We start from the raw sequence: 26,819 nt of genomic DNA, 5'->3' as shown, positions 1-26,819 counted from the left end.
GGGCCGGCCGCCCCCGTGCGCGGCCGGCCTGTCGGATCAGGCCGTCAGCGCACAGATCGGCGCGTTGCCGACGACCTCGTCGAACACGTCGAGAACCTCGTCGACGCTGGGGCGGGTGGTGCGGGAGGCTCGCGGCTTCGTCGCCGGCCGCGGGCGGGTCGACGCCTCGCGGAGGTGACGCTTGATCGTCGAGAGCGAGCAGCCGAGGCGCTCGGCGAGCTGGGCGAACGTGTCGTTCGGGTACGCCCGGCGCGTCGCGAGGATCGCCTCGTGGTCGATCGGGGACCCGGACGAGCGGACCCCGGCGATGCGGTCGATGTCGGGAGCGGTGACCGTCACACCGAGACGGGTGCGGATCTCGGCTCGGTCCTGCGGCGACGTGCACGCCGCATATCCGGCCACGTCGTCGTCGACGACAGCCCGGTAGAGGCACTGGACGAGGAGAGGACAGCCGGCACACGCCTCGACGGCCCGGTCGTGCGCCGCCTGCCACGCATCCCACGAGTCACTGGAACGCGAGATGTCTTCGAGCGGCTCCGCAAGCGTGTCGTACACGTCTGCCATCGAGGCGCACGGCGGCACGACGTCGAGCGGAGCGCCGACAGGGTGCCGGTCGGGAAAGGGTCGATCCGAGAGCGTTCGCATGATCCTGCATCTCCTCTTGTGCTACGAGATGCAGGAAGTCAAACAGTCAGGGGTACACGGGTATCACCGTGCAGATACTCAATCACCGCAGAAACGGCTACTCAGCGCCGGGCGAGTATCCGGCGCGCACGACTCAAAGTACCTGTGTCGGGGGTCACGCCCCCGACACGCTGTTCGGCGGATGCCGAACGGGCTGGTCAGAGATACATGCCAGGCCCGTGCGGCGGCGTGTCCTCGGTCGGCTGCTGGCCCGGGACACCCGGGTGCATGCCAGCCGCCGGAGCGCCGGGCAGCGCGCGGCGCATCTGCTGGAGCTGGCTCTGCGCGGCCATCTGCTGGGCGTAGATCGCGGTCTGGATGCCGTGGAACAGGCCCTCGAGCCAGCCGACCAGCTGAGCCTGGGCGATGCGGAGCTCGTCGTCCGACGGCGTCGCGTCGTTGAACGGCAGGCTGAGGCGTTCGAGCTCCTCGACCAGCTCAGGCGCGAGACCGTCCTCGAGCTCCTTGATGGAGGTCTGGTGGATGTCGCGCAGGCGGGCCCGGCTCGCCTCGTCGAGCGGTGCGGACTTCACCTCTTCGAGCAGCTGGCGGATCATGCTGCCGATCCGCATCACCTTCGCGGGCTGCTCGACGAGCTCGGTGAGCGAGCGCTCCTCCTCGTCGGCCTCCGGCTCCTGCGCGGCCACGGGCTGGCCGTCGGGTCCGACGACGACGTGCTGATCGGACGAGGCGGGATCGAACGACTCTGCAGACATGCGGCCCACTGTAGTCAGGTCTCGATACGCGGCTCGTTCCTCGCCGCTACTCGACCAGCGAGGGGATACGCGGCTCGTTCCTCGCCGCTACTCGACCAGCGAGGAGGGGATACTCGACCAGCGAGGAGGGATACGCGACCAGCGAGGGGGGGATACGCGACCAGCGAGGGCCGCTACGCGACCAGCGGGGGTCGCGAGAGCGTCCACGCCAGCGTGTGCTGCTCGCCGGGCGCGAGGACGACGAGGTCCTGGCCCGTGCGGAAGGCGTTCGCCGGGCTGGAGCACGGCTCGACCGCGAGGGATCCGCGCCCGACCGGCGTGTACACCTGGATCCACCGCACGCCCTCAGTGCCGCGCAGCACGGTGCGCCCGACGCGTACGGTGACGACGCCGTCGTCGCTCCGGACGAGGTCCGTGTACGGGGTGTCGAGCTCGGCCCCGTCGAGCGGGCGGGGCACGCGGAAGTCGTACGCCGACCCGTCGACGTCGTGCAGGCCCACCGGGAGCTTCCGGTCGGGGCTGGACTCCAGGTAGCGGCCCGCCCCGAGCTCGACCTCGGTCGCCTCCCCCTCGTCCAGGACGAGATAGGGGTGGACGCCGCACCCGTACGGCGCAGGCTCGGCGCCGTCGTTCGTGGCGACGAGCTCTGAAGCGAGGCCGTCGGGGCCGAGCTGGTACGCGAGGTCGAGCCGCACGGCGTACGGGTACCCGTCGGACCGCGGCACGTCGACCGTCAGGCGTACGGCGTCGCCGCGCTGGTCAACCACCGTCCAGGCGCGCTCGACGACGAGGCCGTGCAGCGCCGTGCCACCCTCCGGCTCGTTCACCGGCACCTGGTGGGAGCGCCCGCCGAAGTCGTACGCGCCGTCCTCGAGCCGGTTCGGCCAGGGCGCGAGCACGGCCCCCCGGTAGAAGGGGAATCCTCCGTCACCCGCGACGCGCGGCACCACCACGTCGCGCCCGTCGCGGCGCAGCGACGCGAGACCGGCGCCGTACGGGTCGATCGTGGCCGTCCACGACCCGCTGGCGAGCGAGATCACGGGGTGAGCACGACCTTGCCGACGTTGCTCGACTCGTCGAGGATCCGGTGGGCGTCGCGGACGTCGGCCAGCGGCAGGACCTTGTGGATCACCGGCCGCACGGTCTCGTCCGCGAACAGCGGCCACACGTTGTCGACGAGGCTGGCCACGATCTCGCCCTTCTGAGCGACCGGGCGGCCACGGAGACCGTACGCGCCGATGCTGCCGCGTTTCGCGAGCAGGGCGCCGAGGTTGAGCTCGCCCTTGACGCCACCCTGCATGCCGATGACGACGAGGCGACCGTCGTACGCGAGAGCGGCGACATTGCGCGGCAGGTAGGCGGCGCCCATGTTGTCGAGGATCACGTCGACGCCCTCACCCTCGGTCGCAGCGCGCAGCACCTCGACGAAGTCGGCCTCGCGGTAGTTGATCGCCAGGTCGGCACCGAGCTCGCGGCAGGCGTGCATCTTGTCGTCGGACCCCGCGGTCACGGCGACCCAGGCGCCGTTCGCCTTCGCGAGCTGGATCGCCATCGTCCCGATGCCGGAGGCACCGCCGTGGACCAGCAGTCGCTCCCCGGGCTGCAGCGAGGCGGTCATGAAGACGTTGGACCACACGGTCGCCGCGACCTCCATGATGCCGCCCGCGAGCACCGGGTCGAGGCCCTCCGGCAGCGGCGCGATCTGCTCGGCCGGCACCAGGACCTTCTCGGCGTAGCCGCCGCCGGACAGCAGCGCCACGACCGGGTCGCCGACCTTCCAGCGGGTGACGCCGTCGCCGACGGACGCGATGATGCCCGAGCACTCCAGGCCGAGCACGTCGCTCGCCCCACGGGGAGGCGGATAGCTGCCCTGACGCTGCAGGACGTCGGCACGGTTGACCCCGGCCGCGACCACGTCGACGACGACCTCGCCGGGGCCCGCGACCGGGTCCTCGAGATCGACCACGTCCAAACCCTCGGGCCCTCCGGGCTCCGTCACGACCACGGCACGCATGAGGTCACCGTACCGGCGGTCCTTCCCTCCCGGGTGACCGGCGACGGCGCTTGCTCACTCCTCCCAGCGCGCCGCGAGCGCGGTGACCTGGTCCAGCGCCTGGTCGACGTCGGCGGCACTGCCGCCGGCCATCGCAGCCGCGTAGCCGACCAGGAACGCAGTCAGCGGCGCCGCCGGCCGCTGCACGCCGTGGGCCACGTCGCGAGCCGTCTCGAGGATCGCGTCGAGGTCGTAGTCGGGCTCGATGCCGAGCTCGGAGCAGACCGTGTCGCTCCAGTCCTGAAGACTCATGAAGACGACGTTAGATCCTCGGGGCGGTCGATGTCGCGTGCCTCGCGCCCCTGCGCGGCCAGCGTCGTGGTGGACAGCGGCGCGATGAGGCGCCGTACGGCCGCGCCGCCCCAGTCGGGGCGGGCCGCCACGGCGCGCTCGAGGGCGGCCCGGCGCCACGCGCTGCACAGGTGCTGGTCGCGCCCGTCGTCGTCCACGAGCATCACGCCGTCGGCCGTCGGATCTGCCACGAGCGCCTCGAGCAGGCGGGCGACGGTCGCCGCGTCGACGTACGGGAGGTCACCGGCGAGCAGCACGGCGTACGGCGCCGCGCAGGCGCGCAGTCCGGCGACGACCGCGTTGGCGGGCCCGGAGCCAGGCGGGTCCTCACGCGTCCAGACGACCTCGGCGGCGGTCTCACGCTCCGGCCCGACGACGACACGCCGCTGCGCACCAGCGACCGACGCGAGGACCCGGTCGAGCATCGGGACCCCGTCGACGAGCGTCGCGAGCTTGTCCGCGCCGAAGCGCCGAGCGGCTCCACCGGCCAGCACCACCGCGTCGTACGGCGGTGGCCCGGGTCGCGACTCGGGCGGGGCGGAGACATCATTCACGACCTCACCCTGCCGGAGTCTGGGGGACGACTGCAAAGATGGAGGAATGCAGGTCGCCCTCGTCCAGCTGAGCGCGACGACCGACGCCGCCACGAACCGCACGTTGGTCGACGACGTCCTCAGCACACTCGGTCCGCACGACGGACTCGACCTCGTCGTGCTCCCGGAGGCGACGATGCACGGGTTCGGCGACCCCACGGACGACCTGCGCGACGCCGCGGAGCCGCTCGACGGACCGTTCGCGACGCTGATCGCGAGCCACGCCGAGCGCCTCGGCGCGCACGTGGTCGCCGGCGCGTTCGAGCCCGGCGCCGACGCTGCGGGCGAGCCCGGCCTCCCGTACAACGTGCTGCTCGCGTTCGCGCCGGACGGCACGCTGACCGCGACGTACCGCAAGATCCACCTGTACGACTCGTTCGGCTACGCCGAGTCCGAGCGGCTGGCCGCCGGTGACATCGCCCCCGTCGTGATCGACGTCGCAGGACGGCGTGTCGGTCTGATGACCTGCTACGACCTGCGGTTCCCCGAGCTGGCGCGCATGCTCGTCGACGCCGGAGCCGACGTCCTCTGCGTCCCTGCGGCGTGGATGCGCGGGCCTCTCAAGGAGGACCACTGGACGACGCTGCTGCGTGCGCGCGCCATCGAGAACACCGTCCACGTCGTCGCCGCCGGGCAGGGCAGCCCGTACGTCGGTCACAGCATGGCGATCGACCCGCTCGGTGTCGTGGTCGCGGCCGCGGGCGAGGAGCCTGCGGTCGTCCGTGCGACGCTGTCCGCCGAGCGACTCGCTCGCGCCCGATCGACCAACCCGTCCCTGGCGAACCGCCGCATCGGCGTCCCCGGCGCCGACCCGACCGAGGGAGCCGACTCGTGAGCACCGGCGGAGGCCGTCGCGCCGCGCCCCGTCGTCGGGCCAACGACACCGTGAGCTACATCCCGCCCGTGCGCGAGCCGCGCTTCAGCATGAAGGCACTCCGGGCGGCCGGCGTCAGCGGACTGTTCCTCGCGTGGCTCGGCGGGTTCGCGGTCGCACTCACGTCGGTGGTCGCGGTCGGGTTCCCGGACGTGTACGCGCGCTACGGCGCCGCGGTGCTTGCCGTGGTGTTCACCGCGGGCGTCGCACGGCGCAGCGGCGGACGCAGCACGCTGTGGGCCACCCTGGTCGCCATCCTTGCGGCGATCGCGCTGCTCACCGACCGAGCGTGGGCGATGGCGGGAGCCTCGGTCATCACCGCGACGTTCGGTGCTGTGCTCGCGGTGCTGCTGACGAGGCCGTCGGAGAAGGTCTCGGGCGTGATCCGCGAGTACGTGATCGCGCTCGTCGTCGCCACCAGCGCGGCCGTCGGCGTGGCTGCCTGGAACGCCCCGCTCGTCTACCAGCGCTTCTACCTGATCGTCCTGGGCGCAGCCCTCGTGACGGCCTTCGGCATCGTCTGGAGCCTCGGCGCCGGCCTGCACGGACTCGGGCGGCGCGGCGTTGGCCTGATCATCGGCGGCGCGCTCGTCGTGGTCGTGCTTCTCGTCTACGGCACCATCGTGCGGTCGTACGGGTCGGCGGGGGTCGTCGACGCGATCGACGAAGCGGTCGTCTGGCTGCGCGACACGATCGGCGGCGTGCCGCGACCGACCGAGGTCCTGATCGGGTTCCCCGCCCTCGTGTGGGGCATCAGCACGCGCTCGAACCGTCGCCAGGGCTGGTGGATGTGCGCCTTCGGCGTCGTCGGCACCGCGGTGATGGCGTCCGCGCTGGGCTCTCCGAACGCCGACACCCTGTACGTCGCACTGTCGACGCTCTACTCCGCGATCCTCGGGCTCGGGCTCGGACTCGTGGTGCGTGCACTGGACCCGGGCTCGACGTCACGCTCCGGGCGACGAGCAGCGCGGCGCGACGGGGACACGTACGTCCGTCCCGAGCCGCCGCGCTTCGCCGCCCTCAAGTAGCCGTCGGGTCGGCCTCGGCCGCGCCCACGCCCACCGCGCGGGAGAGCCGTACGGCGTGGGTGCGACAATCGGACTCGGCGCCGTGTCCGCACGGCTCCAGGAGGGGTGCCGGAGTGGCCGATCGGAACCGCCTTGAAAGCGGTCGCTGGCAGAAGTGTCAGCCGCGGGTTCGAATCCCGCCCCCTCTGCTCCATGACTGACACGATGAGACCCACCACGTACCGCCTCACGCTGATCCTGGCGCTGAGGCTCTTCGGCGTCCGCATGATGGTGGCCGCCTTCGGCGCTGTGCTTGCCGCAGTGCTGATCTCGATCGGCGGTGACGCCTCGGGTTGGGGTGTCGGCGTCGCCGTGCTCGTCGCGCTGCTGGTGCTCGCGTCGCTGATCGCGCTCCGCTGGCCCCCGCGGCTGCTCTCGCTGACGACGACCGGCTACCAGGTCCACCGCGTCCGCGGCACCGGTGTGCGGCACGCGATGTGGTCGCAGGTCGAGCGCGTCGACGACAAGCCTGCGGCCGACGGCAGCCCGATCCTGGTCATCGGCCTCCACCAGGGGCGTACGACCGAGCTGCCGCTGGGCCTGTTCGGCCCGGATGGGCTCAACCTGCAGCGGGAGATCCGCGGACGGCTCGACGCGGCCCACGGGTATCGCGAGCTCCCGCCACAGACCTGACGCCGGCCCGCGCACGGCGCCGGCGGCGCGACACGCTACCGAGCGCAGGATCCGAGCACCGAGCGATCCATGCACCCGTCGCTCGCTCCTCCAAAGTGGCGCCCCGTCGACCGTCGAAGCCGCGGCAGTCTGCGGCCGACCGACGGAGGCGGGATCATGGCCCCGGTTCGCTCCGGGACGGGGCCACCTTGTAGCCTTGAGCGGCACGCCTGGAGGTGTCGCATAGTGGCCTAGTGCGCCCGCCTGCTAAGCGGGTTGAGGTTGAAACCTCTCGCGGGTTCAAATCCCGCCACCTCCGCCACCCGAAGCCGCGACCGGTCCGCCCGGTCGCGGCTTCGTCGTTCTCCCGGGTCAGCCCCCGACAGCGGCGGGGTCGTCGAGCACGACGCCGTCGTGCAGCGTGAGCACCCGGTCGGCCCGCTCGACGAGCAGCGGGTCGTGCGTCGCGACGACGGCTGCGATGCCCTGGCGGTGGACGATGTCGACGACGAGATCCATCACGGACGCGGCCGTACGGCTGTCCAGCTGGCCGGTCGGCTCGTCCGCGACGAGCAGGGAGGGCTCAGCGACCAGGGCGCGGGCGATCGCCACCCGCTGCTGCTGGCCGCCGGACAGCTCGTCCGGGCGCTGGTCGCGGTGGTCGGCCAGCCCGACGGCCGACAACGCGTCCGCCACCCGACGGACCCGCTCGTCGGCCGGCGTCCGGCGGATCCTCAGCGGGACCTCGACGTTCTCCGCCGCCGTCAGCACCGGCAGCAGACCGAACGACTGGAACACGAAGCCGACCGTCTCGCGGCGCAGCGCGAGCAGCTCTGCCTCCGAGGCCTCGCTGGTGTCGACACCGGCGAGCAGGACCCGCCCCGACGACGGCCGATCGAGGCCGCCGAGCAGGTTGAGCAGCGTCGTCTTGCCCGATCCTGACGGGCCGCGGACGACCACCAGCTCGCCGGGGTGCGCCTGGAGCGTCACGTCGTGACAGCCACGGACGTCGCCCGCCGGCGTACGGAACACCCTGCCAGCCGCGTACGACTCGACCGCCGCTCCCGCGCCGCTCATCGCACCTCCCCGTCGTCGTGCTCACGATGGCCGGGCCACACCCCGACGTGGTCGCTCTCCAGGGCCAGGCGTACGCGGTCGCGCAGGTCGAGCGCCCGCGTGAACTCGTCGGGGAGCTGGAGGCGGCCGACGCGGTCGAGCACGGCGTACTCCTCGGCGACCACGGTGTCGGCGCCGTGCTCGTCGACCGCTGCGCGGCGCAGCACCTCGGTCGACGTACGGCCGTCACGGATCTGGACCGTACGGCTGACGTGGTCGCTGACCGTCGCGTCGTGGGTGACGACCAGCACAGTGGTCGCGCGTTCGCGGTTGACGTGGTTCATCGCGGCGAGCACCTCGGCGCTCGCCGCCTCGTCGAGCTCGCCCGTGGGCTCGTCGGCGAGCAGGACCCGCGGGGAGTTCGCCATCGCGACAGCGATCGCCACCCGTTGCTGCTGACCGCCGGAGAGCTCACGCGGTCGCCGGTCACGGCAGTCACCCACATCGAGAAGCTCGAGCAGCTCATCGACGACCGCCGTACGTCGCCGGCCGCGCTGGTGCCCGACCCCGGCGATCATCGCGACGTTCTCGCCCGCGGTGAGGTAGGGCAAGAGGTTTCGGGCGGTCTGCTGCCAGATGAACCCGACACTGTGCCGGCGGAACTCGACACGCTCGCGCCGGCCCATCGCCAGCAGGTCGTGACCCGCGACGACTGCACGACCGGCGGTGGGGACGTCGAGGCCCGACAGGATGCCCAGAAGAGTCGACTTGCCAGATCCGGAGGCACCGACGAGCGCGACCACCGAGCCCGAGTCGACCCGGAGGCTCAGCCCCTGGAGCGCCTGGACCTCGATGCCACGGGTGCTGAACACGCGCACGAGGTCGGAGCAGACGATCGCACCGTCGGGATCGGGTTCGTTCACGTCACTCACTCTCCATCATCCTGAGCACTGTCGTGAGGTCACGTCGAGCCGCTCCGCCGGCCGCGAGCAGCGCCCCGACGATCGAGACGACCGCGACACCCGCCGCGACCGCGAGCGTCCATCCGAGCGGGAGCACCGTCGCCGGCTGCTCTTCCCCGCCGGTGAACGGGGTGAGGTCGACGGCATCGAAGACCGCGTACGGGAGCACCAGACCCACGACGGCACCGAGCACCCCAGCGGTGACGACGAGGAGGGCGACCTCCCAGACCGGAAGCCGGCGGGCGAGACGCGAGGGCAGGCCGAGGGCCCGTACGACGGCGAGATCGCGCGCGCGAGCGGTTGCCCCGCCGACGAGCGCGAGCACGACGGTTGCCGCGACCAGGAGCGCCGACGACGCGGCGGCGACCCGCGCGACCGCGTTCACACCACCGACCGCAGGGTCGTCCGCGACCGCGGCTGCCTCCCGAGCCGTCGTGGTCACGACCGCCCCCGGGAACATCGCCTCGACTTCGACGAGCAGACCATCGCTCGCGGGACCGTCGAGGTCGGCGAGAGCGCTGATCGTGGGGTCGTACGTGGGCCGTTCGGCGCCGAGCGAGTCGCGGTCCATCAGCAACCACGTCCGTTTGGGCACGCCGCCGAGCCTGTCCGGCGCGACAGCGACGACACGGGCGTCGACACCGTCGACGGTGATCTCGCGCGCCGCGTCGAGCCGGGCGTCGGCCGACTCCGACACGATCACCGGCACCCTGCCGTCCGCGCCGACGCCGGCGGCCAACGTGGCCAGGCCGGGCACCGCGCCGGCGGCGCCTCGCTGGACGGCACGGAGGGTGGAGGCGTCGGTGAGGACGCGGGCGACGTACACGGACGCCCCCGCGCGCACGGGCACGTCAGCTCCGTCGGACAGGGTCGCGACCTCCCTGACCCCGGGGAGCTCGCCGAGGCGCGCGACCGCCGCAGGATCCAGCGCGACGCCCGAAACGCGCAGGTCGGCGCCTGCCACGGCCTGCGCGGTCTGGAGGCGGCCTTCGCCCAGGGTCGCGACCGCGGCCCCTGCGGCGATCGCCATCCCGGTCGCAGCAACCAGGGCGACCACTGCCGCCGCAGACGTCGCGCCGTCGCGGGTCCGGGACGCGCCCATGAGCCCGACGAGTCCCGTACGTCGTCGCTGCTGCGCGGCCACCCAGCCCGCGACGCGCGGCAGGAGCCGACGCGCCACGAGAGCCCCGCTGAGGCAGACGAGGACGGGAGCGGCGATCAGGAGCGGATCGATCCCCGATCCGGGCAGACCCGACCCGCGCTGGGCGACGGCCACGAGCGACACCGCGGCGGCGCCCACGACGATGACCTCGACCGCGAGACGCGGCACGCGTGGTCGCTGCCCGCCGGACAGTGCGGCGACGGACGACGCCGCCGCGAGGAGGACGACGCAGACCACCGGCGGCCACCACGGGACGACGCTCGACGCCGGCGCGAGCACCGCGCTCACGGCGGTGCCGAGCGCGGCGGACGGCACCCCGACGAGGAGACCCACGACGGTCGCCGCCACCGCGAGCTGTCCGCGTGAGGCGCCGCGCGCGGTGACGAGTCCGAGGAGTGCGGCGCTCCGGGCGCGGACGAGCCCGATGGTCAGGGCAAGGACGCAGAGTGCCGCCGTGACCGGCCCTGCGGCAAGCAACGCAGTCAGCGAGATCAACGACCGCGCGGTCAGCTGGGTCGCGCGCAGCACGGTCGTCGTCTGGGTCGAGTACGACGCCGAGACCGGTGGGACCTCGAACGACGCGTTGCCGTCGACCAGCACCCCGCGCTCGGTCAGCGGGTGGGACGTACGCGTGAACGCGGACAGCTCGTCCACGAGCTGCGGCGCCTGCGCCGACGTCGCACGAACCGCATGGAACGGGAACCACAGCTTCGTCCGCGGCTCCTGTCCGTAGGAGCCGACTCCGAGGGCCTCGGTGCCTGCCCCGGACACCCAGGCCGTCGCCGTGATCGTCCGCGACCGCCCGTCGTCGAAGACGACCGGCACGATGGCCGCGGAGGTCTGCCGCCAGAAGGACCCGTTCGGCTCGATCGGGGCGTAGATCCCGCTGAGGCGGTAGCGACGGTCGCGCTGACTGGTCCCGGTCAGGACACGCTCCTCGCCCACCGCCCAGCGCATCTCGTCGGCAGCCTTGCGCGAGAGCACGAGCTCGGCGGTGGCGGCCACGCTCGCCGGCCGCGCAGGCAGCGCACCCTCGATCATCCGCACGTGGCCGGCGAGCTCAGGCGTGAGGCTGGTGTTCACGTACGCGGTGGGGACGAGCCCGACCGGGTGCGTCGGCACCGCGCGGCGTGTCGGGCTGGTGACGGTGAACTCCCCGAGGTCGGTGAAGGAGCGCAGCAGCGGTCCCATGTCGCTGCGCGCTGCCGCGAGCCTGCTGCGCATCCCGGCCCACTCGTCGTCCGCCAGCTCGGGCGGCGGACTCAGCTGCTCCTCCGCGACAAGGTCGCGCTTCTGCGGAACCATCAGGCCGATCTCATGCCGCTGGGAGTCGGTGAGCAGGTCTGAGACTGCCGCGGGGGCGATCGTGCTGAGGAACGCCAGGGCGGCGACGACGGCCCCGGCGAGCCCGAGCACGCCGCGGTGCGCGACGGCGTACCGCACCAGCAGCACCGCACCGCCGATCTGCCGACCGCTCATCGGTCCTCCTCGCTGAGGGCTTGGAGCGGACGCGATCGCAGGACCTGGGCGGAGCCGGCTCCGATCCCCACCGCGGCCATGGCGAGGCAGACCACGGACCAGGCCAGCGTCGATCCATCGACCGTGAGCGTGAGACCCACGTCAGGTGCGCCGCGGGCGACGAGAGCGTGGGCGAGCGAGGGGATCACGGTGACCATCACCGCGGCGGACCCGACCAGGCCGGCGATCGCGCCCAGCACCACCGCGAACCCGGCCTCGCCGAGCAACGCACGCAACCGCTCGGCACTGGTGGCACCCAACGCTCGCAGCACGGCGGCCTCGCGGCGGCTTCTGCGGGCGCCGCCCACCACGACGGCTGCGAGTCCCAGGGAGCCCACCAGCACCGCCGCGAGCGCCACCCAGCGCCACGGTTCCTGCCACCGGGTCTCCGAGACCGGCGCGGGAGCCGTGGCCGCCGTCACGGAGTACGGCCGCTGCACCACTGCCGGGACCGCGCCCGCCGTCGTCGTCGGATCGCTGGAGCCGAGCAGCACGGTGTTCGGCGCGAGCTGGACGTCGCGCTCGGAGAGCGCCGCCTCCACGTCTTGCTGGTCGGCAACCATCCCGCTGTCACCGCTCAGTCCCGGCAGGCTGTCGGACACACGGCTGACTGCGCCGGGGAACCGTGCGGCAGCGGCCTGGACGAGGACCTCGACCTGGTCGCCGGGCTCGAGGTCGAGGGTGCGGGCCAGACGCGTCGTCACAGCGATCCGCACCGCGCCCCCCGCCGCCGCCGCGGGTGCTGCGTCACCCCCGGCCTCGAGCGGGGACGAGACGGCGAGCAGCGTCGTCGGCACGTCAGCCACCCGGACCGCCGCCTCGACGGCAGTGCGGACGGACGTGACGCCGGGGAGCGCTCCGTACGGCGTCGGGTCGATCGCAGGGTTCTGGCGGTCGAGGAGGGGAGGGACGTCGAAGCCCACCCGGACGTCAGCGCCCACGGCCATGGCACGTGTGCGGGCGACCAGAGCGTCGCTAGAGGCGTCGGCTGTCGCCGAGGTGAGGACGCAGCCCGTCACCAGCGCGACCAGGACGCTCATCGCGGCCTGCGTGCGCGCCCTCCGCCCAGCGAGCCGGAGACTGAGGACGAGGGCGAGCCGGTCGCTCGCGCGCGCCGCCAGCCGTGCGGCGGCGCCGAGCAGCGGACGAGCGAGCGCGACGAGCACCAGGCCAGTCGCCACGAGCACGAGGGCAGGGGCGAGGACGCCGACCACGTCGGTCGCCACCCGGCCCGTAGAGTCGACGACGACGACGTCGGACGCCCAGGCGACGCGCAACGCAGCGAGGGCAGCCGCGGCGACGAGCACGGCGCCTCCCACGGTCGCGGGAGCGGTGCGAGTCCCGGAGGATCGAGGTGTCGTGGACGGGGATGCCGGAGGCCACGCCCGAGCGAGCGAGACAGCGCCGGTGATGACCGCGGCCGTCACGACGGACGTCCATCCGGGTCGGCCTGCCGCCGCCGTGGAGGCGACGACCCCCACCAGCAGGCCGACGGCTCCCGCGGCGAGCGCATCGACGCCGTGCCAGCGGAGGAGCTGGAGGCGCGAACCTCCACGTGCGCGCAGAACCGCAGACTCCCGGCTCCGGGCCTGTCGCAGCGCCCCGACGACGAACCACGACGCCAGCGCCCCGATGGCTGCGACCAGGACGAGACACACGGCGCTGGTCGCCGTGACCGACGCGTCGGCGCGCGCCACGCTCGCCACCCGTCGCCCTAGCCCGCCGTCCACGTCGACGGTGCCGTCCTCGGCCGCGGCCACCAGGGCTGGGACCTCGGTGGTCCAGGCGGAGAGCTGGGTCCGGCCCGCGTGCGGGGGAGTCGTGACGGTCCACGACGAGGTCCGGCGGTCGGAGACCCCGGCCAGCGTGCGCTCCGTGACGACCACCGGCCCTACGGCACCAGCCTCCGCGCCGGAGGTGATCGCCGGGTCGCCGAACCAACGCGGGTCCGCAGGGTCGTCCGCGTGCCACGTCCCCGCGACGGTGACCACCGTCGTACCGATCGCGAGGCGGTCGCCGGCGGACACCCCGAGCCGCCGCGCGGCTGCGTCGGGCATGGTCGCCTCGCCGTCTCCGTCGCCCCACCGCCCGGTGGACAGCGTCGCCAGCTCACGCAGCGCGGGATAGGAGGCGGTCAGGTACCGACCGCCCTCGGCACGGACGCTCCGGGTGACCAGCAATCCCAGTGCCTCGGCCTCCGCCGAGAGCTCCTCGGCCTCGGCGACCTCGTCGTCGAGCTGCGTCGTCGCCGAGATCCTCAGCGCAGCCTCGCGTGCGGGCGACGCCCCCAGACCACGGGAGACCTCCGCATCGGCGTGCTCACCCGCCGTGGTGGCGAGGCCGCACAGCACGAACGCCGTGGCTGCGCTGGTGAGGGCCGCAGCCGTAAGCAGCCAGGCGTGAGCGCGCGCTCGGCGTCCTGACAGCGACCCCACCGTTCAGACGCCGGTGACGCGGAGGTCGCGCTCGATCTGAGCGGCGGTGTCGAGCAGGAGCGGCAGCAGCGTCTCGCGGGCCTCCTCGGCGCTGCCCTGGGTCGCGCTCATCGAGATGTTCGCGGCGGCGATGGTCTGCCCGCGCGGGTCGCGGACGGGTGCGGCCATCGAGCGAAGGCCGATCTCGAGCTCCTGGTCGACCAGCGCCCACCCCTGGTCGCGGACCAGGTCGACCTCGCGACGGAGCGCACCCACCGAGGTGACGGTGTGCGGGGTCAGGCGGTCGAACGACATCTGCTCGAAGAGCGACTCGCGATCGGCGTCGGGCAGCCCGGCGAGCAGCACCCGGCCCATCGAGGTCACGTACGCGGGGAAGCGTGTGCCGACGCTGATCGCCACGGTCATGATGCGACGCGTCGGGACACGGGCGACGTACACGATGTCCAGGCCGTCGAGGACCGACACCGACGAGGACTCACGGGCCTTGTCCGTGAGGCTCTTGAGGTGGGGCGTCGCGATCTCGGGGAGCGAGCTGGCCGAGAGATAGGCGTAGCCGAGCTCGAGCACGCGTGGGCACAGCCAGAACTCGCGGCCGTCGGTGGCGGTGTAGCCGAGCGTGACGAGCGTGTGGAGGAACCGGCGGGCCGTCGCGCGGGTCAGCCCGGTCTGGCGGGCGACCTCGGCCAGCGTCATCCGCGGGTGCTCGGCGTCGAAGGCGCGGATCACCGCGAGTCCGCGCTGGAGGGACTGGACGGACTCCATCGGTCGGCCGTCCGGGGGAATCGTCACGTCTCGCACCCTATCCGTCATCGTGGCTGTCATTTGTCAGTTCGCCCGTGCCCACGGCCCCGCGTTGACCTGTGACCTGGGCCATAGTAGGTTCGGCTACTGCACACACGTTCGCATCGCGAACGCTTCAGCCTAGCATCGCAGGAGGGCCCAGCTCCATGCTCGAAGCATCGGTCTGGAACGAGCGGATCTATCTCGGCGGCGAGTGGGTCGCCCCGTCCGGGGGCCAGACGTACCCCGTCGTGGAGCCGGCGACCGGCGACGAGCTCGGGCGCATCGGGCGCGCCGAGCCCGCCGACGTCAGGCAGGCAGGTCAGGTGGCGACGGAGGCCCAGCGCGCCTGGGCCGCACTCCCGCACACCGAGCGCGCGGCGGTCCTGCGCCGGGCCGGCGACCTGTGGAACACCCACGCCGAGGAGGTCATGGACTGGAACGTCCGTGAGGTCGGCGCGGTCCCCGGCATGGCCGGGTTCGCCCAGAGCGTCGCGGCCCAGGAGTGCTACGAGGCGGCGGCACTCCCGTCGCACCCCCACGGCCAGGTCCTCGCCAGCGCCGAGCCCCGGCTGTCCCTGGCCCAGCGCGTCCCGGCCGGCGTCGTCGCGGTGATCTCGCCGTTCAACGTGCCGCTCATCCTCGGCATCCGCGCGGTGGCGCCCGCACTCGCCCTCGGCAACGCCGTCATCCTCAAGCCGGATCCCCGCACCGCCGTCACCGGCGGCGTCACGATGGCCCGGATCTTCGAGGAGGCCGGGCTCCCCGCCGGCGTTCTCCAGGTGCTCCCGGGTGGGGCCGACGTCGGTGAGGCGTTCGCCTCCGACCCCAGCATCCGGGTCATCGCGTTCACCGGCTCCACAGCGGCAGGCCGCAAGGTCGGCGAGGCCGCCGGCCGTCACCTCAAGCGCGCGCACCTCGAGCTCGGCGGCAACTCCGCGCTGGTCGTCCTCGAGGACGCCGACGTCGACCAGGCCGTCAACCTCGCGGCGTGGGGTGCCTTCTTCCACCAGGGCCAGATCTGCATGACCGTCGGACGCCACCTCGTCCACGAGAGCCTGTACGACGCGTACGTCGAGAAGCTCGCCGCCAAGGCCGACCACCTCCCGGTCGGCAACCCCGCGACCGAGCAGGTCGCCCTCGGCCCGATCATCGACGAGGGCCAGCGCGACAAGATCCACGGACTCGTCACCGCGAGCCAGGAGGCAGGTGCGCGCCTGGTCGCGGGCGGGTCGTACGACGGGCTGTTCTACCGCCCGACCGTGCTCGCGGACTCCCCGATCGACGCGCCGGCGTTCGCCGAGGAGGTGTTCGGGCCGGTCGCGTCCGTGGCGAGCTTCTCGACCCTCGACGAGGCCGTCAAGCTCGCCTCGAGCGGAGACTACGGGTTGTCGCTCGGCATCGTCACCCGCGACGCGATGCGCGGCCTCGAGCTCGCCGGCCACATCCCCACGGGCATCGTGCACGTCAACGACCAGACCGTGAACGACGAGGCGAACGCACCGTTCGGCGGGCTCGGCGCGTCCGGCACCGGATCTCGCCACGGCGGCGCAGAGGCCAACATCGAGGCCTTCACCGAGACCCGTTGGGTGACGCTGCGCAGCGAGCCCCCGACGTACCCCTTCTGAGCACCCCCCGACAAGGAGAAGACATCCATGAGCCGGATCATGAAGGTTGCCGCAGCGGCAGCCGCGATCACCCTGCTGGCCGCCTGCGGCGGTGGCGGTGACGACGACAGCTCCGACGGCGGACCCGACGACGTCAAGGTCGGTGTCATCCCGATCGTCGACACCGCGCCGATCTGGCTCGGCAAGGAGAAGGGGTTCTTCGAGGAAGAAGACATCAACCTCGAGATCGTCACGACCACGGGTGGCGCGGCTGCGGTGCCGGGCGTCGTCAGCGGCGACTTCGACTTCGCGTTCGGCAACACCGTGTCGCTGATGGTCGGCGCAGGCCAGGGCCTCCCGCTGCAGTTCGTGACGAACGGGACCTCCTCGGCAGGTGTCGAGCCCGACTTCGGCGCCGTGCTCGTGCCGGGGGACTCCCCGATCCAGTCGCCGGCCGACCTCGCGGGCAAGACCGTCTCGGTGAACAACCTCAAGAACATCGGCGACACCACGATCCGCGCCGCCATCGAGCAGGACGGTGGCGACCCCGAGGACGTGGAGTTCGTGGAGGTGCCCTTCCCGGATGCGCCCGCCGCCCTTGCGAAGAAGCAGGTCGACGCGATCTGGGTGCTCGAGCCCTTCATGTCCGCGGCTCTCGCCGACGGCGCACGGGTGGTCACGTTCAACTACCTCGACATGTCGCCCAAGCTCGACATCGCCGGCTACTTCACCACCAAGCAGTACATCGCGGAGAACGAGAACCTCGTCGAGCGCTTCACGCGCGCGATGAACAAGTCGCTCGAGTATGCCGGTGAGAACGACCAGGAGGTCCGCGACATCGTCGGCACCTACACCAAGATCGACGAGCCCACCCGCGCCAAGATGGTGCTCCCGGTCTTCCGCGAGGACTTCGACCGGGCGTCCATGGAGCAGCTCGGTGCCGCCGCCGTCGAGTACGGAACCCTCGACGACGAGCCGGACCTGGACGCGCTGCTTCCATGACCGCTGCTGCCAGTACGTCCTCGCCCGTGAGCCCGACGTCGCCCCCGCGTCGCGCTCACGGGCGGGGCGCCCCGCTTCCCTCGTGGGTCCTCGGCGTGCTCGGGATCGTGGGGTTCCTCGCGACGTGGGAGCTCGTCGTACGCTCCGGGCTCGTCGAGGCGGAGTACCTCCCCGCGGCGTCGGCCGTACTTCGCGAGATCGCCGAGCTCGCCGGCACCAGCGAGTTCTGGGCGGCGCTCGGCCGTACGGTGCGCACGTGGGCCATCGGTCTCGCGATCGCCGCGAGCGCCGCTGTTGTCGTCGGCCTCGTCATCGGCCCGAGCCGCTTCCTGCGCCGGGCGACCCACTCGACGATCGAGTTCCTGCGGCCCATCCCGTCGGTGGCTCTGATCCCGCTCGCGGTGCTGCTCTACGGGACCTCGATGCAGTCGACGCTCCTCCTCGTCGTGTACGCCGCGTTCTGGCAGGTCCTGATCCAGGTCCTGTACGGCGTCGGTGACGTCGACCCGGTCGCCTCCGACACCGCCCGCAGCTTCGGGCTCGGCGCACTGGCGCGGATCCGCCACCTCACCTGGCCGACGGCTCTGCCGTACGTCATGACGGGCCTGCGGCTCGGTGCCGCGGTCGCGCTCATCCTCACCGTCACCGGCGAGCTCGTGATCGGCGGCGGCGGCATCGGCACCGAGATCGCGCTCGCGAACTCCGGCGGTGCGGTGCCGCAGATGTATGCCCTGGTCGTCGTGGCCGGCCTCATCGGCGTCGTCGTCAACCTCGTCGCCCGTGTCGTCGAGCGTCGCGCTCTGCACTGGCACGTCTCTGTCCGGAGGGAGGCGCTGTGAAGGTCCTCAAGAGCATCGCGTACGCCGTGACGCTGCCCGCCCTGCTGATCCTGCTGTGGTGGGTCCTCACGATCGACTCGACCAACTTCTACGTCCCGAAGCCCGGCGAGCTCGCGACGACCTTCGTCGACACGTGGTTCGGTGAACGCTTCCGCGAGGACGTCATGCCGAGCGTCGCCCGGTTCGCGGCCGGCACGCTGCTCGCCATCGTGCTCGGCATCGCCGCCGGCGTCTGCATCGGCTCGGTGCGTTGGCTGCGCTCGCTGCTGGAGCCGATGCTCGAGTTCTTCCGCGCGATCCCGCCGCCGGTGCTCGTCCCGATCCTGATGGTGCTCATCGGGATCAACGACCGGATGAAGATCGCCGTGATCGTCTTCGGCGCCATCTGGCCGGTCCTCCTCAACACCATCGAGGGCGTCCGCGCCGTCGATCCCGTCCTGGTCGACACCGCCAGGACGTACGGGTTGTCGCGCTGGCAGCGGCTCCGAACCCTGGTCCTCCCCAGCGCTGCGCCGCAGATCGCCGCCGGGGTGCGCCAGGCCCTGTCCATCGGGTTGATCCTCATGGTCATCTCGGAGATGTTCGCGTCCTCGTCCGGTCTCGGCTTCACGATCGTGCTGTTCCAGCGGTCGTTCGCCGTCACCGAGATGTGGAGCGGCATCGTGCTCCTCGGCCTGATCGGCGTCGCCGTGTCGATCGTCTTCCAGGTCTGCGAGCGCAAGATCCTGCATTGGTACTACGGCCAGAAGGAGGTGCAGCATGGCAGGTGACAGCGCCACGATCGAGACCGGACCCCGCGAGGACGTCCACTCCCCGGTCGCACTGTCGGTCCAAGGGCTGCAGAAGATCTACTCGTCCGACACCGGAGACGTCGAGGCCGTCCGCGACCTGACCTTCGAGCTCCGCCAGGGTGAGCTGGTCTGCCTCGTCGGGCCCTCGGGCTGCGGCAAGACGACCCTGCTGCGCTGCATCGCGGGGCTCCTCGACCCGACGGCGGGCACCGTGACGCTCGACGGCGCCGTCGTCACCGGGCCGCCGAAGAAGATGGCCGTCGTGTTCCAGGAGTACGGCCGCAGCCTGTTCGCCTGGCTGACCGTGCGTCAGAACGTCGAGCTGCCGCTGAAGAACGCGGGCATGCCGAAGGCTGAGCGTCAGAAGGCGGTCTCGGAGGCGCTGCACGCCGTGGGTCTCGAGCACGCGGAGTCGTCGTACCCGTGGCAGCTCTCGGGCGGCATGCAGCAGCGCGTCGCGATCGCGCGCGCCGTCGCGTACAAGCCCGAGGTCCTGCTCATGGACGAGCCGTTCGCCGCGGTCGACGCGCAGACCCGCGCCGACCTCGAGGACCTGATCCGCCGGGTGTGGAAGGAGCTCGGCGTCACCGTCCTGTTCATCACCCACGACATCGACGAGTCCGTCTACCTCGGCGAGCGGGTGCTGATCCTGTCGAACTCGCCGACGGTCATCCAGGAGGACCTCACGATCGACCTGCCGGCCGACCGCGACCAGCTGACGACTCGCTCGCTGCCGCGGTTCACCGAGCTGCGGACCCACGTGTACGCGGAGATCCAGAAGGCGAAGCGGGGCAAGGGCGGCGACGCGTGACCACGGTCCGGGAGGCGACGTACGACGTCATGCGCCGGCAGGCGATGACGACGATCTTCTCCAACCCCGGATCGACCGAGGTCGCGTTCCTCGTCGACCTGCCCGACGATCTCGACTTCGTCCTCGCCCTGCACGAGGGCTCGGTCGTGGGGGTGGCCTCCGGGTGGGCGATCGCACGGCGCGAGCCGGCCTTCGTGCTGCTGCACACCACCGCGGGGCTCGGCAACGCCGTCGGCGCGATCGCGACCGCCCGCGTCAACCACGCCCCGATGGTGATCGTGGTCGGGCAGCAGGACCGCCGCCACCTGGCCCTCGAGCCGTTCCTCGCCGGAAGACTGGAGGGCCTCGCGGGCGACTATCCGCTCGAGGTCATCTCGCCCGTACGCGCGCAGGACGTGCCGTCGGCGATCGCGCGCGCGACGCACCGAGCCCGTCGCGACCAGGGCCCCGTGGTGGTCATCGTGCCGATGGACGACTGGGAGGCTGAGTACGACCCCGCCGACGTCTCCGCCGCCCGGGTGGTGCGGACGCCGATGCCGCGGACCGTCGACGTCCTCGACCTCGCGCGCATGGTGGCCGACGCGGAGCGCCCGGTCGTGGTCGCGGGGTCCGGCAACGACAGCGCCGACGGCTGGGATCGGCTGGTCGCCCTCGCCGAGCGGATCGATGCGCCGGTGTGGCAGGAGCCGTTCGGATCACGTGCCGGATTCCCGCAGGACCACCGCCTGTTCGCTGGCCACCTGCCGGCCGACCGCCCCCGCGTCCGCGAGGTGCTGGCCGACGCCGACCTGGTGCTGGTCGTGGGGTGTGCGGCGCTGCGTCAGTACCCGTACGCCGAGGGTCCCCTCGTGCCCGACGGCGTACGCGTCGCCGTGGTGACCGCGGACCCCGACGAGGCGTACCGCTCGCCCGCCGAGCTGGCGCTGGTCGCCGACCCCACCGAGGTCGTACGCGCGTTGGTCACGTCCCTCGGGCCCCGTCCGCCGGAGGAGCCACCCGCCGCCCCGCAGGTCGAGGAAACCGCTTCCCCGCTGGTCGAGGCAGCCCCTTCCCCGCTGGTCGAGGCAGCCCCTTCCCCGCTGGTTGAGGCAGCCGCTTCCCCGCTGGTTGAGCGAGCGCAGCGAGTCGAAACCCACCCCCTCACCTCCACCGCCGTCTTCCGTGCGCTCTCCACCGTCCTCCCGCGCGACACCGTCCTCGTCGAGGAGTCGCCGTCATCACGGCCGATCCTGCAGGCGATGGTGCCCGCGCGCGAGCCGCTCGGCTTCGTGTCGGCAGCGATGGGCGGGCTCGGGTTCGCGATGCCGGCGTCGATCGGCCTCAAGATGGCGCTGCCCGACCGTCCGGTCGTCGCGGTGGTGGGCGACGGGTCGGCGATGTACGCGGTGCAGTCGTTGTGGACCGCCGCCCACCGCGACGTCGGTGTGCTGTGGGTCGTGATGGCGAACGGCGGCTACGCGGTGATGGACCGGCTCGCCGAGCGCGTGGGGGGCAAGCCCCCATGGCCGTCGTTCCCCGAGGTGTCGGTCGGCCGGGTCGCCGAGGCGCTCGGTTGCCGCGTGGTGCGTGTCGACGACGAGGCCGCGTTGTCCGACGCACTCGGTGAAGCAGCTTCCCGCTTGCGGGAGCCCGGTGGGCCTCTCCTGATCGAGGTCTCCGTGGCGCCCGACACCAGCTTCGCGCCCTAGCTGCGCGACCTCGACCGCGTGCCCGCATCGCGTCCACACCCCCGGGGAGGCGATGCGGGCACGTTCGCGCGTACGCGCGGGCCAGGCCGTACGCAGTCACACCGCTGAGCCGGTGGCCCTAGGCCGTGGGCGCGATCAGTCCTCGAGCCGCCGCACCTGGACCGGCAGACGCTCGCGCAGCGCGTCGACGGTGGTGCCGTGCGTCTCGCGTACGACCACGCCGTCCGCGCCGACGTCGAACACCGCGTGCTCGGTGTAGACGCGGCTCACGCAGGCGAGACCGGTGACGGGGTAGGTGAGGCTCTCGACGAGCTTGCTCGACCCGTCCTTCGCGAACAGCGTCATCATCACGAAGACCCGCTTTGCCCCGACGGCGAGGTCCATCGCGCCTCCGACGGCAGGGATCGCGTCGGGTGCGCCGGTGTGCCAGTTGGCGAGGTCGCCGCGCTGCGAGACCTGGAAGGCGCCGAGCACACAGACGTCGAGATGGCCGCCGCGCATCATCGCGAAGGAGTCGGCGTGGTGGAAGTAGGAGGATCCGGGGAGCTCGGTGACCGGCGCCTTGCCCGCGTTCACGAGATCGGGGTCGATCGCGTCACCGCGGGCGACCGGCCCCATGCCGAGCATGCCGTTCTCCGTGTGGAGGACGATGCCGGAGTCGCCGTCGAGATGGTCCGCGACGAGCGTCGGCTGACCGATGCCGAGGTTCACGTACGACCCCGGCTCGATGTCGCGTGCGATCGCCTGCGCCATCTCGTCGCGCGACAGGGGACCGCGGTCGGCGTGCTCGACGGTGCGGAGCTGCGACTCGACCGTCGTCATGCGCTCGCTCCTTCTCGCGCGGCGATGCGCTGCTCCGCCCCGACGGCCACGACGCGGTCCACGAAGATGCCGGGAGTGACCACGGCCTCGGGGTCGATCCCTCCGGCGTCGACCACGTCGTCCACCTCGGCGATCGTCGTCGTGGCCGCGGTCGCCATGACCGGGCCGAAGTTGCGGGCGGTCTTGTGGAACACGAGGTTGCCGGCGGTGTCCGCTCGGCGAGCCGCGATCAGGGCGACGTCTCCGCGCAACGGGTACTCGAGGACGTACGCGCGACCGTCGATCTCCCGCGTCTCCTTCCCCTCGGCCAGCACCGTGCCGTACCCGGTCGGCGTGAAGAAGGCGCCGATCCCCGCGCCAGCGGCTCGCATGCGCTCCGCGAGGTTGCCCTGCGGCACGACCTCGAGCTCGACCTTGCCGGCGCGGTAGAGGTCGTCGAAGACGTACGAGTCGACCTGCCGGGGGAACGAGCAGATCATCCTGCGGACCTGGCCGGCGGCGAGCAGCGCAGCAAGTCCGGTGCTGCCGTTGCCGGCGTTGTTGCTGACCACCGTGAGGTCGCGGGCGCCGTGCCGGACGAGCGCGTCGATCAGCGTGAACGGCATCCCGGCCGTGCCGAACCCGCCGATGAGGACCGTCGCGCCGTCCGCCACGTCGGCGACCGCGGCATCGGCGTCCAGCACGCGCATCAGCGCGCCTCGTTCTCGGAGGCGCCGGTGTTCTCGAGGACCACCGCAAGGCCCTGGCCGACGCCGATGCAGATGGCGGCGACGCCCCAGCGCTGGTTGGTGGTCCGGAGGACGGCGGCGAGCGTGCCGAGGATGCGACCGCCCGAGGCGCCGAGCGGGTGACCGATCGCGATCGCGCCGCCCCACTGGTTGACGATGTCGGCGTCGATCGGCCACGCGTCCACGCAGGCGAGGCTCTGGACGGCGAACGCCTCGTTGAGCTCGACGGCGCCGACCTGGTCCCAGCCGATCCCGGCACGCGCGAGAGCGCGGTTGGCCGCCTCGACGGGGGCGTACCCGAAGGCTTGCGGCTCGAGGGCCATGACCCCGCGGCCGGCGATGCGCGCGACGGGGTCGCGGCCGATCAGGGTGGCGGCGCGCTCGGACCCGAGGAGGACGGCGGAGGCACCGTCGTTGAGCGGCGACGCGTTGCCCGCGGTGATCGTGCCGTCGGGGCGGAACGAGGGCTTGAGACGCGCGAGGGTCTCTGTAGTCGAGTCGGGGCGGATGCCCTCGTCCCGAGCGAGGTCGACACCGTCGACGCCGACGACCAGGTCGTCGTACCGGCCGGCCTCCCAGGCGGCGTACGCGCGCTGGTGCGAGGTCGCTGCGAACGCGTCCTGGCGCTCGCGCGAGATGCCGAAGCGCTCCTGCAGCTGCTCGTTGGACTCGCCCAGGGAGATCGTCCACTCCTTGGGCATGCGCGGGTTGACCAGCCGCCAGCCGAGGGTGGTCGAGACGGCCTCGACGTTGCCGGCGGGGAAGCCGCGCGCGGGCTTCGGCATGACCCACGGCGCGCGGCTCATCGACTCGACGCCGCCGGTGAGGACGATCTCGGCGTCGCCGGACTCGATCGCGCGCGACCCGGCGATCGCGGCGTCGAGGCTGGACCCGCAGAGGCGGTTCACGGTGGTGCCGGGGACGCTGACGGGGAGGCCCCCGAGCAGCGCCGCCATGCGGGCGACGTTGCGGTTCTCCTCGCCGGCACCGTTGGCGTTGCCCCACACGACGTCGTCGATGGCCTCGGGGTCGAGCCCGGGGCAGCGTGCGAGCGTCGCGGCGACGACGGTGGCGGCCAGGTCGTCGGGCCGCACACCGGACAGCGCACCACCGTAGCGTCCGAACGGCGTCCGGACGGCATCGAACACGTACGCAGGCATCGCGCTCCTCGAGGTCTGAAGCGTTCGCTAGGCGAACGTCGGTGCGTTGCGTGAACAACGTACCACGACAGCGGCGTCAGGAGTCCTGGTCGAGCTCGGCGAATACGCCTTGCATGACCCCGAGGGCGGCGTTGGTCACCGGCACCCCCGCGTACACCCCCGTGTGCAGCAGAACCTCCGCGATCTCCTCCCGCGTCAGGCCGTTGCGCAGCGCCGCCCGCACGTGCATCGCGAGCTCCTTCTCGTGCCCGAGCGCGGCGAGCAACGCGAGCGTGATCATCGAGCGGCTCCGGCGGTCGAGCCCGTCGCGCCCCCACACATCGCCCCACGCGTAGCGGGTGATGAGCTCCTGGAACGGACGCGTCAGCGGGTCCGCGCTCGCGGTGGCACGATCCACGTGCGCGTCTCCCAGCACCGCACGCCGTACCTCCATGCCCCGCGTGTACGCCCCGTCCCCGTCCGCCCCGACCGCCCCGTCCCCGTCCCCGATTTGGGCAGTTGGGTGCGGTTCTTCCCCCCGAGAACGGCCCCAAACTGCCCGAATCGCGGACGAGACGTCGGCTGGGGCCTCCGCGGGGGCGAGGTGCGCGACGTCGGGGAGGACGAGCAGGTCGCCGTTCCGAACGCCGTTCGCGATCTCCTCGAGCTTCGCCACCGGCGTCGCGACGTCGTGCGCCCCGGCGACCGCGAGCACCGGCACCGCGATCTCGCCGAGCCGGTCCCGCACGTCGAACACGGCCAGCGCGTCGCACACCTGCGCGTACCCCTCCGCGTCCGCACCCTGCAGGACGTGCAGCAGCGCGGCGCCGATGGACGGCTCGCGCTCGAGGAAGCCGGGCGCGAACCACCGCTGGGCCGAGCCGGTCACCATCACGGGCGTCCCCGACGCGCGTACGGTCGCCGCCCGCTCTCGCCACATCTCGGTGTCGCCGATCTGCGCTCCCGTGCACAGCAGGACCGCCGCGGTCACGGCGTCCGGCGCGTCGAGCATCAGCTGCAGGCCGACCGCACCACCGACGGAGTCTCCCGCGTACGCGAACCGCAGCGCCTCGTCCTCGCGTGCCTCGGCCGCGCCGCTCGCGAACGCGAGAACGCCCTCGGCCAGCTCGGCGATCGTGAACCCGCCGCGGACCGGCCCGTCGACGTGCCCCGGCAGGTCCCACCCGATCACATGGAAGTCGGCGCCGAGCTCCTTGGCCGCCGCCGACCACAGCGCGACCGCCGAGGTCCCGAGCGACGGGCCGACGACGAGCAGCGGGAGCCCGGCGTGCCCGGCCAGCTCGACGCCGGTGATGCGGGGGACGGTCATGGCGACTCCTCCAGGCTGGTACGGGCGCGGGCGAGCGTGGCGTCCACGAGCAGGTCGGTGGCGCCCAGGTACGAATGGGGTTTCGACCCTTCGGACGTTCCGCCGTCAGTCGCCAGCCGGCGGATGCCGTCCCGCTCCGCAAGGACGCCGTCGCCCGCGGCGTCGAGGTTGGCGCGCATCCGGTCGCCGTCGACGCGCAGACCGGCGAGGAGCTCGCTGGCCTGGTCCGCGGCGACGACCGTACGGCGCGCGAGCGTGCGCAGCGTGTCCCACTCGGCGTGCCACGCACCGTCCGGCCGCTGGTCCACCGCGAGCGCTGCGGCGGTGTGCAGGGTCGACGCGAGCGGGGGCGCTGCGAGCGCTGCCCGTCGCAGCAGCACCGACAGCACAGGGTTCTGCTTCTGGGGCATCGTCGACGAGCCTCCGCGCCCCGCCTTCACGGGCTCCGCCAGCTCGGCGATCTCGGGACGGGCGAGCGTGACGACGTCGGTCGCGACCTGCCCCCACGCGTCCGTCGCCGCGACCAGCGCGTCACCGATCCGGGTCACCGGCCGACGGCGTACGTGCCAGGGCCGGACCGCCGCCAGCCGGAGCGCACCGGCGGTCGCCCGCGCGAGCTGCACCGCGACCGCCTCCGGGTCGGCCGATCCGGTGAGGCGGGCCAGCTCGACGCCGGCCGCCAGCGTGCCGACGGCACCGCCGACCTGCACGGGCAGCGTCGCGCGGACGCGGTCGAGGTCCTCGGCGACGTCGAGCAGGCCTTCGAGCCACCCTGCCGCAACCAGGCCGAAGGTCGTCGGCACCGCGTGCTGCGTCAGGGTCCGCCCGACCATCGTCGTACGGCGGTGTGCCTCGACCAGCCCGACCAGCGACGTGATCTGGTCCCGCAGCTCACCCGCGACCCGATCGAGAGCGTCACGCACGGCGAGCATGAGCGCGGTGTCGACGACGTCCTGACTGGTGAGCCCACGGTGGATCCAGGTGCCGTCGGACTCCGCACCACCGGGCGGCACCGCTCGCTCCCGCAGCAGCGACACCAGGCCGATCACGGGATTGCCTCCGCCCTCGGCGCCGGCGGCGAGCGATGCGACGTCGTCGGGCCCGACCAGCCCGACCAGGTGCAGGGCCTTGGGCGCGAGCCCGGCATCGACGAGCGCGTCGAGCCACGCCTGCTCGACCCGCACCATCGCCGCGAGGACCGCTGCGTCCGTCAGCAGGTCCCCTGCCCGCTCGTCACCCGGCCACAGCAGATCGGTCAT

At 72.6% G+C, this 26,819-nt stretch carries 25 protein-coding genes and 2 tRNA genes; 11 read left to right on the top strand and 16 right to left on the bottom strand.

Features of this window, described 5'->3' with window-relative positions:
- Nucleotides 1-36: 36 nt before the first annotated feature.
- The 6 genes from GH747_RS03470 to mobA all read right to left on the bottom strand — a co-directional run bounded on the left by GH747_RS03470 (nucleotide 37) and on the right by mobA (nucleotide 4,298).
- Nucleotides 37-645 (bottom strand): transcription factor WhiB, encoded by a 609-nt coding sequence (locus GH747_RS03470; protein WP_149768141.1) that lies wholly within the window; start codon nucleotides 643-645, stop codon nucleotides 37-39.
- Nucleotides 646-842: 197 nt separating this feature from the next.
- The gene (locus GH747_RS03465; RefSeq protein WP_149768140.1) at nucleotides 843-1,400 is read right to left on the bottom strand and encodes a bacterial proteasome activator family protein; all 558 of its coding nucleotides are present in this window, start codon (nucleotides 1,398-1,400) and stop codon (nucleotides 843-845) included.
- A 173-nt stretch (nucleotides 1,401-1,573) separates the two neighbouring features.
- A complete protein-coding gene (locus GH747_RS03460; protein WP_149768139.1) occupies nucleotides 1,574-2,440 on the bottom strand; it encodes an aldose epimerase family protein in 867 nt (288 codons plus the stop codon).
- Nucleotides 2,437-3,414 (bottom strand): NAD(P)H-quinone oxidoreductase, encoded by a 978-nt coding sequence (locus GH747_RS03455; protein WP_149768138.1) that lies wholly within the window; start codon nucleotides 3,412-3,414, stop codon nucleotides 2,437-2,439. The genes GH747_RS03460 and GH747_RS03455 overlap by 4 nt, the downstream gene beginning before the upstream one ends.
- Nucleotides 3,415-3,468: 54 nt before the next feature.
- Entirely contained in the window at nucleotides 3,469-3,705 is a 237-nt protein-coding gene (locus tag GH747_RS21970; protein WP_205602741.1) for a DUF6457 domain-containing protein, read from the bottom strand.
- Nucleotides 3,702-4,298 carry a molybdenum cofactor guanylyltransferase gene (gene mobA, locus GH747_RS03450; protein WP_205602740.1) on the bottom strand — a complete coding sequence of 199 codons (597 nt, stop codon included), beginning with the start codon at nucleotides 4,296-4,298 and terminating at the stop codon, nucleotides 3,702-3,704. The genes GH747_RS21970 and mobA overlap by 4 nt, the downstream gene beginning before the upstream one ends.
- 46 nt (nucleotides 4,299-4,344) lie before the next feature.
- On the opposite strand from mobA, the gene GH747_RS03445 reads away from it, so the two are divergent.
- The 5 genes from GH747_RS03445 to GH747_RS03425 all read left to right on the top strand — a co-directional run bounded on the left by GH747_RS03445 (nucleotide 4,345) and on the right by GH747_RS03425 (nucleotide 7,212).
- Nucleotides 4,345-5,172 carry a carbon-nitrogen hydrolase family protein gene (locus GH747_RS03445; protein ID WP_149768137.1) on the top strand — a complete coding sequence of 276 codons (828 nt, stop codon included), beginning with the start codon at nucleotides 4,345-4,347 and terminating at the stop codon, nucleotides 5,170-5,172.
- Entirely contained in the window at nucleotides 5,169-6,239 is a 1,071-nt protein-coding gene (locus GH747_RS03440) for a hypothetical protein (protein WP_149768136.1), read from the top strand. Before GH747_RS03445 ends, GH747_RS03440 begins: the two co-directional genes overlap by 4 nt.
- Nucleotides 6,240-6,338: 99 nt before the next feature.
- A tRNA-Ser gene (locus tag GH747_RS03435) sits at nucleotides 6,339-6,427 on the top strand.
- A gap of 16 nt (nucleotides 6,428-6,443) precedes the next feature.
- Complete coding sequence (locus tag GH747_RS03430) at nucleotides 6,444-6,911, top strand: hypothetical protein (RefSeq protein WP_149768135.1); 468 nt, start codon at nucleotides 6,444-6,446, stop codon at nucleotides 6,909-6,911.
- A 211-nt stretch (nucleotides 6,912-7,122) separates the two neighbouring features.
- A tRNA-Ser gene (locus GH747_RS03425) sits at nucleotides 7,123-7,212 on the top strand.
- A 50-nt stretch (nucleotides 7,213-7,262) separates the two neighbouring features.
- Here GH747_RS03425 and GH747_RS03420 read toward each other — a convergent pair.
- The 5 genes from GH747_RS03420 to GH747_RS03400 are packed head-to-tail and all read right to left on the bottom strand — an operon-like array spanning nucleotide 7,263 to nucleotide 14,812.
- Nucleotides 7,263-7,967 (bottom strand): ABC transporter ATP-binding protein, encoded by a 705-nt coding sequence (locus tag GH747_RS03420; protein ID WP_149768134.1) that lies wholly within the window; start codon nucleotides 7,965-7,967, stop codon nucleotides 7,263-7,265.
- The gene (locus tag GH747_RS03415; protein WP_205602739.1) at nucleotides 7,964-8,878 is read right to left on the bottom strand and encodes an ABC transporter ATP-binding protein; all 915 of its coding nucleotides are present in this window, start codon (nucleotides 8,876-8,878) and stop codon (nucleotides 7,964-7,966) included. Before GH747_RS03415 ends, GH747_RS03420 begins: the two co-directional genes overlap by 4 nt.
- Complete coding sequence (locus tag GH747_RS03410) at nucleotides 8,871-11,549, bottom strand: FtsX-like permease family protein (protein WP_149768132.1); 2,679 nt, start codon at nucleotides 11,547-11,549, stop codon at nucleotides 8,871-8,873. The genes GH747_RS03415 and GH747_RS03410 overlap by 8 nt, the downstream gene beginning before the upstream one ends.
- The gene (locus GH747_RS03405) at nucleotides 11,546-14,023 is read right to left on the bottom strand and encodes an FtsX-like permease family protein (protein ID WP_149768131.1); all 2,478 of its coding nucleotides are present in this window, start codon (nucleotides 14,021-14,023) and stop codon (nucleotides 11,546-11,548) included. Before GH747_RS03405 ends, GH747_RS03410 begins: the two co-directional genes overlap by 4 nt.
- 3 nt (nucleotides 14,024-14,026) lie before the next feature.
- Entirely contained in the window at nucleotides 14,027-14,812 is a 786-nt protein-coding gene (locus GH747_RS03400; RefSeq protein WP_228552754.1) for an IclR family transcriptional regulator domain-containing protein, read from the bottom strand.
- Nucleotides 14,813-14,970: 158 nt separating this feature from the next.
- Between GH747_RS03400 and GH747_RS03395 the strand changes: the two genes are divergently transcribed.
- The 6 genes from GH747_RS03395 (at nucleotide 14,971) to GH747_RS03370 (ending at nucleotide 21,541) form a co-directional block, all read left to right on the top strand.
- A complete protein-coding gene (locus tag GH747_RS03395; RefSeq protein WP_149768130.1) occupies nucleotides 14,971-16,431 on the top strand; it encodes a benzaldehyde dehydrogenase in 1,461 nt (486 codons plus the stop codon).
- A 27-nt stretch (nucleotides 16,432-16,458) separates the two neighbouring features.
- Nucleotides 16,459-17,412: an ABC transporter substrate-binding protein gene (locus tag GH747_RS03390; protein WP_149768129.1), complete on the top strand. Its 954-nt coding sequence runs from the start codon at nucleotides 16,459-16,461 to the stop codon at nucleotides 17,410-17,412.
- A gap of 95 nt (nucleotides 17,413-17,507) precedes the next feature.
- Nucleotides 17,508-18,251, top strand: coding sequence for an ABC transporter permease (locus tag GH747_RS03385; protein WP_205602738.1), 744 nt, complete (start codon nucleotides 17,508-17,510; stop codon nucleotides 18,249-18,251).
- Nucleotides 18,248-19,021, top strand: coding sequence for an ABC transporter permease (locus GH747_RS03380; protein WP_149768127.1), 774 nt, complete (start codon nucleotides 18,248-18,250; stop codon nucleotides 19,019-19,021). Before GH747_RS03385 ends, GH747_RS03380 begins: the two co-directional genes overlap by 4 nt.
- Nucleotides 19,011-19,853: an ABC transporter ATP-binding protein gene (locus GH747_RS03375; protein ID WP_149768126.1), complete on the top strand. Its 843-nt coding sequence runs from the start codon at nucleotides 19,011-19,013 to the stop codon at nucleotides 19,851-19,853. Before GH747_RS03380 ends, GH747_RS03375 begins: the two co-directional genes overlap by 11 nt.
- Nucleotides 19,850-21,541, top strand: coding sequence for a thiamine pyrophosphate-dependent enzyme (locus GH747_RS03370; RefSeq protein WP_149768125.1), 1,692 nt, complete (start codon nucleotides 19,850-19,852; stop codon nucleotides 21,539-21,541). Before GH747_RS03375 ends, GH747_RS03370 begins: the two co-directional genes overlap by 4 nt.
- A gap of 135 nt (nucleotides 21,542-21,676) precedes the next feature.
- On the opposite strand, the gene GH747_RS03365 is transcribed toward GH747_RS03370, so the two are convergent.
- The 5 genes from GH747_RS03365 to GH747_RS03345 all read right to left on the bottom strand — a co-directional run bounded on the left by GH747_RS03365 (nucleotide 21,677) and on the right by GH747_RS03345 (nucleotide 26,819).
- Complete coding sequence (locus GH747_RS03365) at nucleotides 21,677-22,363, bottom strand: 3-oxoacid CoA-transferase subunit B (RefSeq protein WP_149768124.1); 687 nt, start codon at nucleotides 22,361-22,363, stop codon at nucleotides 21,677-21,679.
- Nucleotides 22,360-23,052 (bottom strand): 3-oxoacid CoA-transferase subunit A, encoded by a 693-nt coding sequence (locus tag GH747_RS03360; RefSeq protein ID WP_149768123.1) that lies wholly within the window; start codon nucleotides 23,050-23,052, stop codon nucleotides 22,360-22,362. Before GH747_RS03360 ends, GH747_RS03365 begins: the two co-directional genes overlap by 4 nt.
- Nucleotides 23,052-24,251 (bottom strand): thiolase family protein, encoded by a 1,200-nt coding sequence (locus GH747_RS03355; protein ID WP_149768122.1) that lies wholly within the window; start codon nucleotides 24,249-24,251, stop codon nucleotides 23,052-23,054. The genes GH747_RS03360 and GH747_RS03355 overlap by 1 nt, the downstream gene beginning before the upstream one ends.
- Nucleotides 24,252-24,327: 76 nt before the next feature.
- On the bottom strand, nucleotides 24,328-25,560 hold the full coding sequence (gene pcaDC, locus GH747_RS03350) for a bifunctional 3-oxoadipate enol-lactonase/4-carboxymuconolactone decarboxylase PcaDC (RefSeq protein ID WP_149768121.1): 1,233 nt from the start codon (nucleotides 25,558-25,560) through the stop codon (nucleotides 24,328-24,330).
- Complete coding sequence (locus tag GH747_RS03345; RefSeq protein ID WP_149768120.1) at nucleotides 25,557-26,819, bottom strand: lyase family protein; 1,263 nt, start codon at nucleotides 26,817-26,819, stop codon at nucleotides 25,557-25,559. The genes pcaDC and GH747_RS03345 overlap by 4 nt, the downstream gene beginning before the upstream one ends.

Source organism: Mumia xiangluensis (assembly GCF_010994095.1).
GTDB lineage: Bacteria > Actinomycetota > Actinomycetes > Propionibacteriales > Nocardioidaceae > Mumia > Mumia xiangluensis.
The sequence above is the reverse complement of the archived record's forward strand: the minus strand, read 5'-3'. Positions and strand labels throughout refer to the sequence as shown.

What these genes read in the sequence shown, in the direction of transcription:
- pcaDC (WP_149768121.1), bottom strand. Translation starts at nt 25,560, where the DNA reads ATGACCGTCCCCCGCATCACCGGCGTCGAGCTGGCCGGGCACGCCGGG.
- GH747_RS21970 (WP_205602741.1), bottom strand. Translation starts at nt 3,705, where the DNA reads ATGAGTCTTCAGGACTGGAGCGACACGGTCTGCTCCGAGCTCGGCATC.
- GH747_RS03470 (WP_149768141.1), bottom strand. Translation starts at nt 645, where the DNA reads ATGCGAACGCTCTCGGATCGACCCTTTCCCGACCGGCACCCTGTCGGC.
- GH747_RS03410 (WP_149768132.1), bottom strand. Translation starts at nt 11,549, where the DNA reads ATGAGCGGTCGGCAGATCGGCGGTGCGGTGCTGCTGGTGCGGTACGCC.
- GH747_RS03375 (WP_149768126.1), top strand. Translation starts at nt 19,011, where the DNA reads ATGGCAGGTGACAGCGCCACGATCGAGACCGGACCCCGCGAGGACGTC.
- GH747_RS03455 (WP_149768138.1), bottom strand. Translation starts at nt 3,414, where the DNA reads ATGCGTGCCGTGGTCGTGACGGAGCCCGGAGGGCCCGAGGGTTTGGAC.
- GH747_RS03445 (WP_149768137.1), top strand. Translation starts at nt 4,345, where the DNA reads ATGCAGGTCGCCCTCGTCCAGCTGAGCGCGACGACCGACGCCGCCACG.
- GH747_RS03465 (WP_149768140.1), bottom strand. Translation starts at nt 1,400, where the DNA reads ATGTCTGCAGAGTCGTTCGATCCCGCCTCGTCCGATCAGCACGTCGTC.
- GH747_RS03395 (WP_149768130.1), top strand. Translation starts at nt 14,971, where the DNA reads ATGCTCGAAGCATCGGTCTGGAACGAGCGGATCTATCTCGGCGGCGAG.
- GH747_RS03365 (WP_149768124.1), bottom strand. Translation starts at nt 22,363, where the DNA reads ATGACGACGGTCGAGTCGCAGCTCCGCACCGTCGAGCACGCCGACCGC.
- GH747_RS03430 (WP_149768135.1), top strand. Translation starts at nt 6,444, where the DNA reads ATGAGACCCACCACGTACCGCCTCACGCTGATCCTGGCGCTGAGGCTC.
- GH747_RS03390 (WP_149768129.1), top strand. Translation starts at nt 16,459, where the DNA reads ATGAGCCGGATCATGAAGGTTGCCGCAGCGGCAGCCGCGATCACCCTG.
- GH747_RS03420 (WP_149768134.1), bottom strand. Translation starts at nt 7,967, where the DNA reads ATGAGCGGCGCGGGAGCGGCGGTCGAGTCGTACGCGGCTGGCAGGGTG.
- GH747_RS03355 (WP_149768122.1), bottom strand. Translation starts at nt 24,251, where the DNA reads ATGCCTGCGTACGTGTTCGATGCCGTCCGGACGCCGTTCGGACGCTAC.
- GH747_RS03345 (WP_149768120.1), bottom strand. Translation starts at nt 26,819, where the DNA reads ATGACCGATCTGCTGTGGCCGGGTGACGAGCGGGCAGGGGACCTGCTG.
- GH747_RS03360 (WP_149768123.1), bottom strand. Translation starts at nt 23,052, where the DNA reads ATGCGCGTGCTGGACGCCGATGCCGCGGTCGCCGACGTGGCGGACGGC.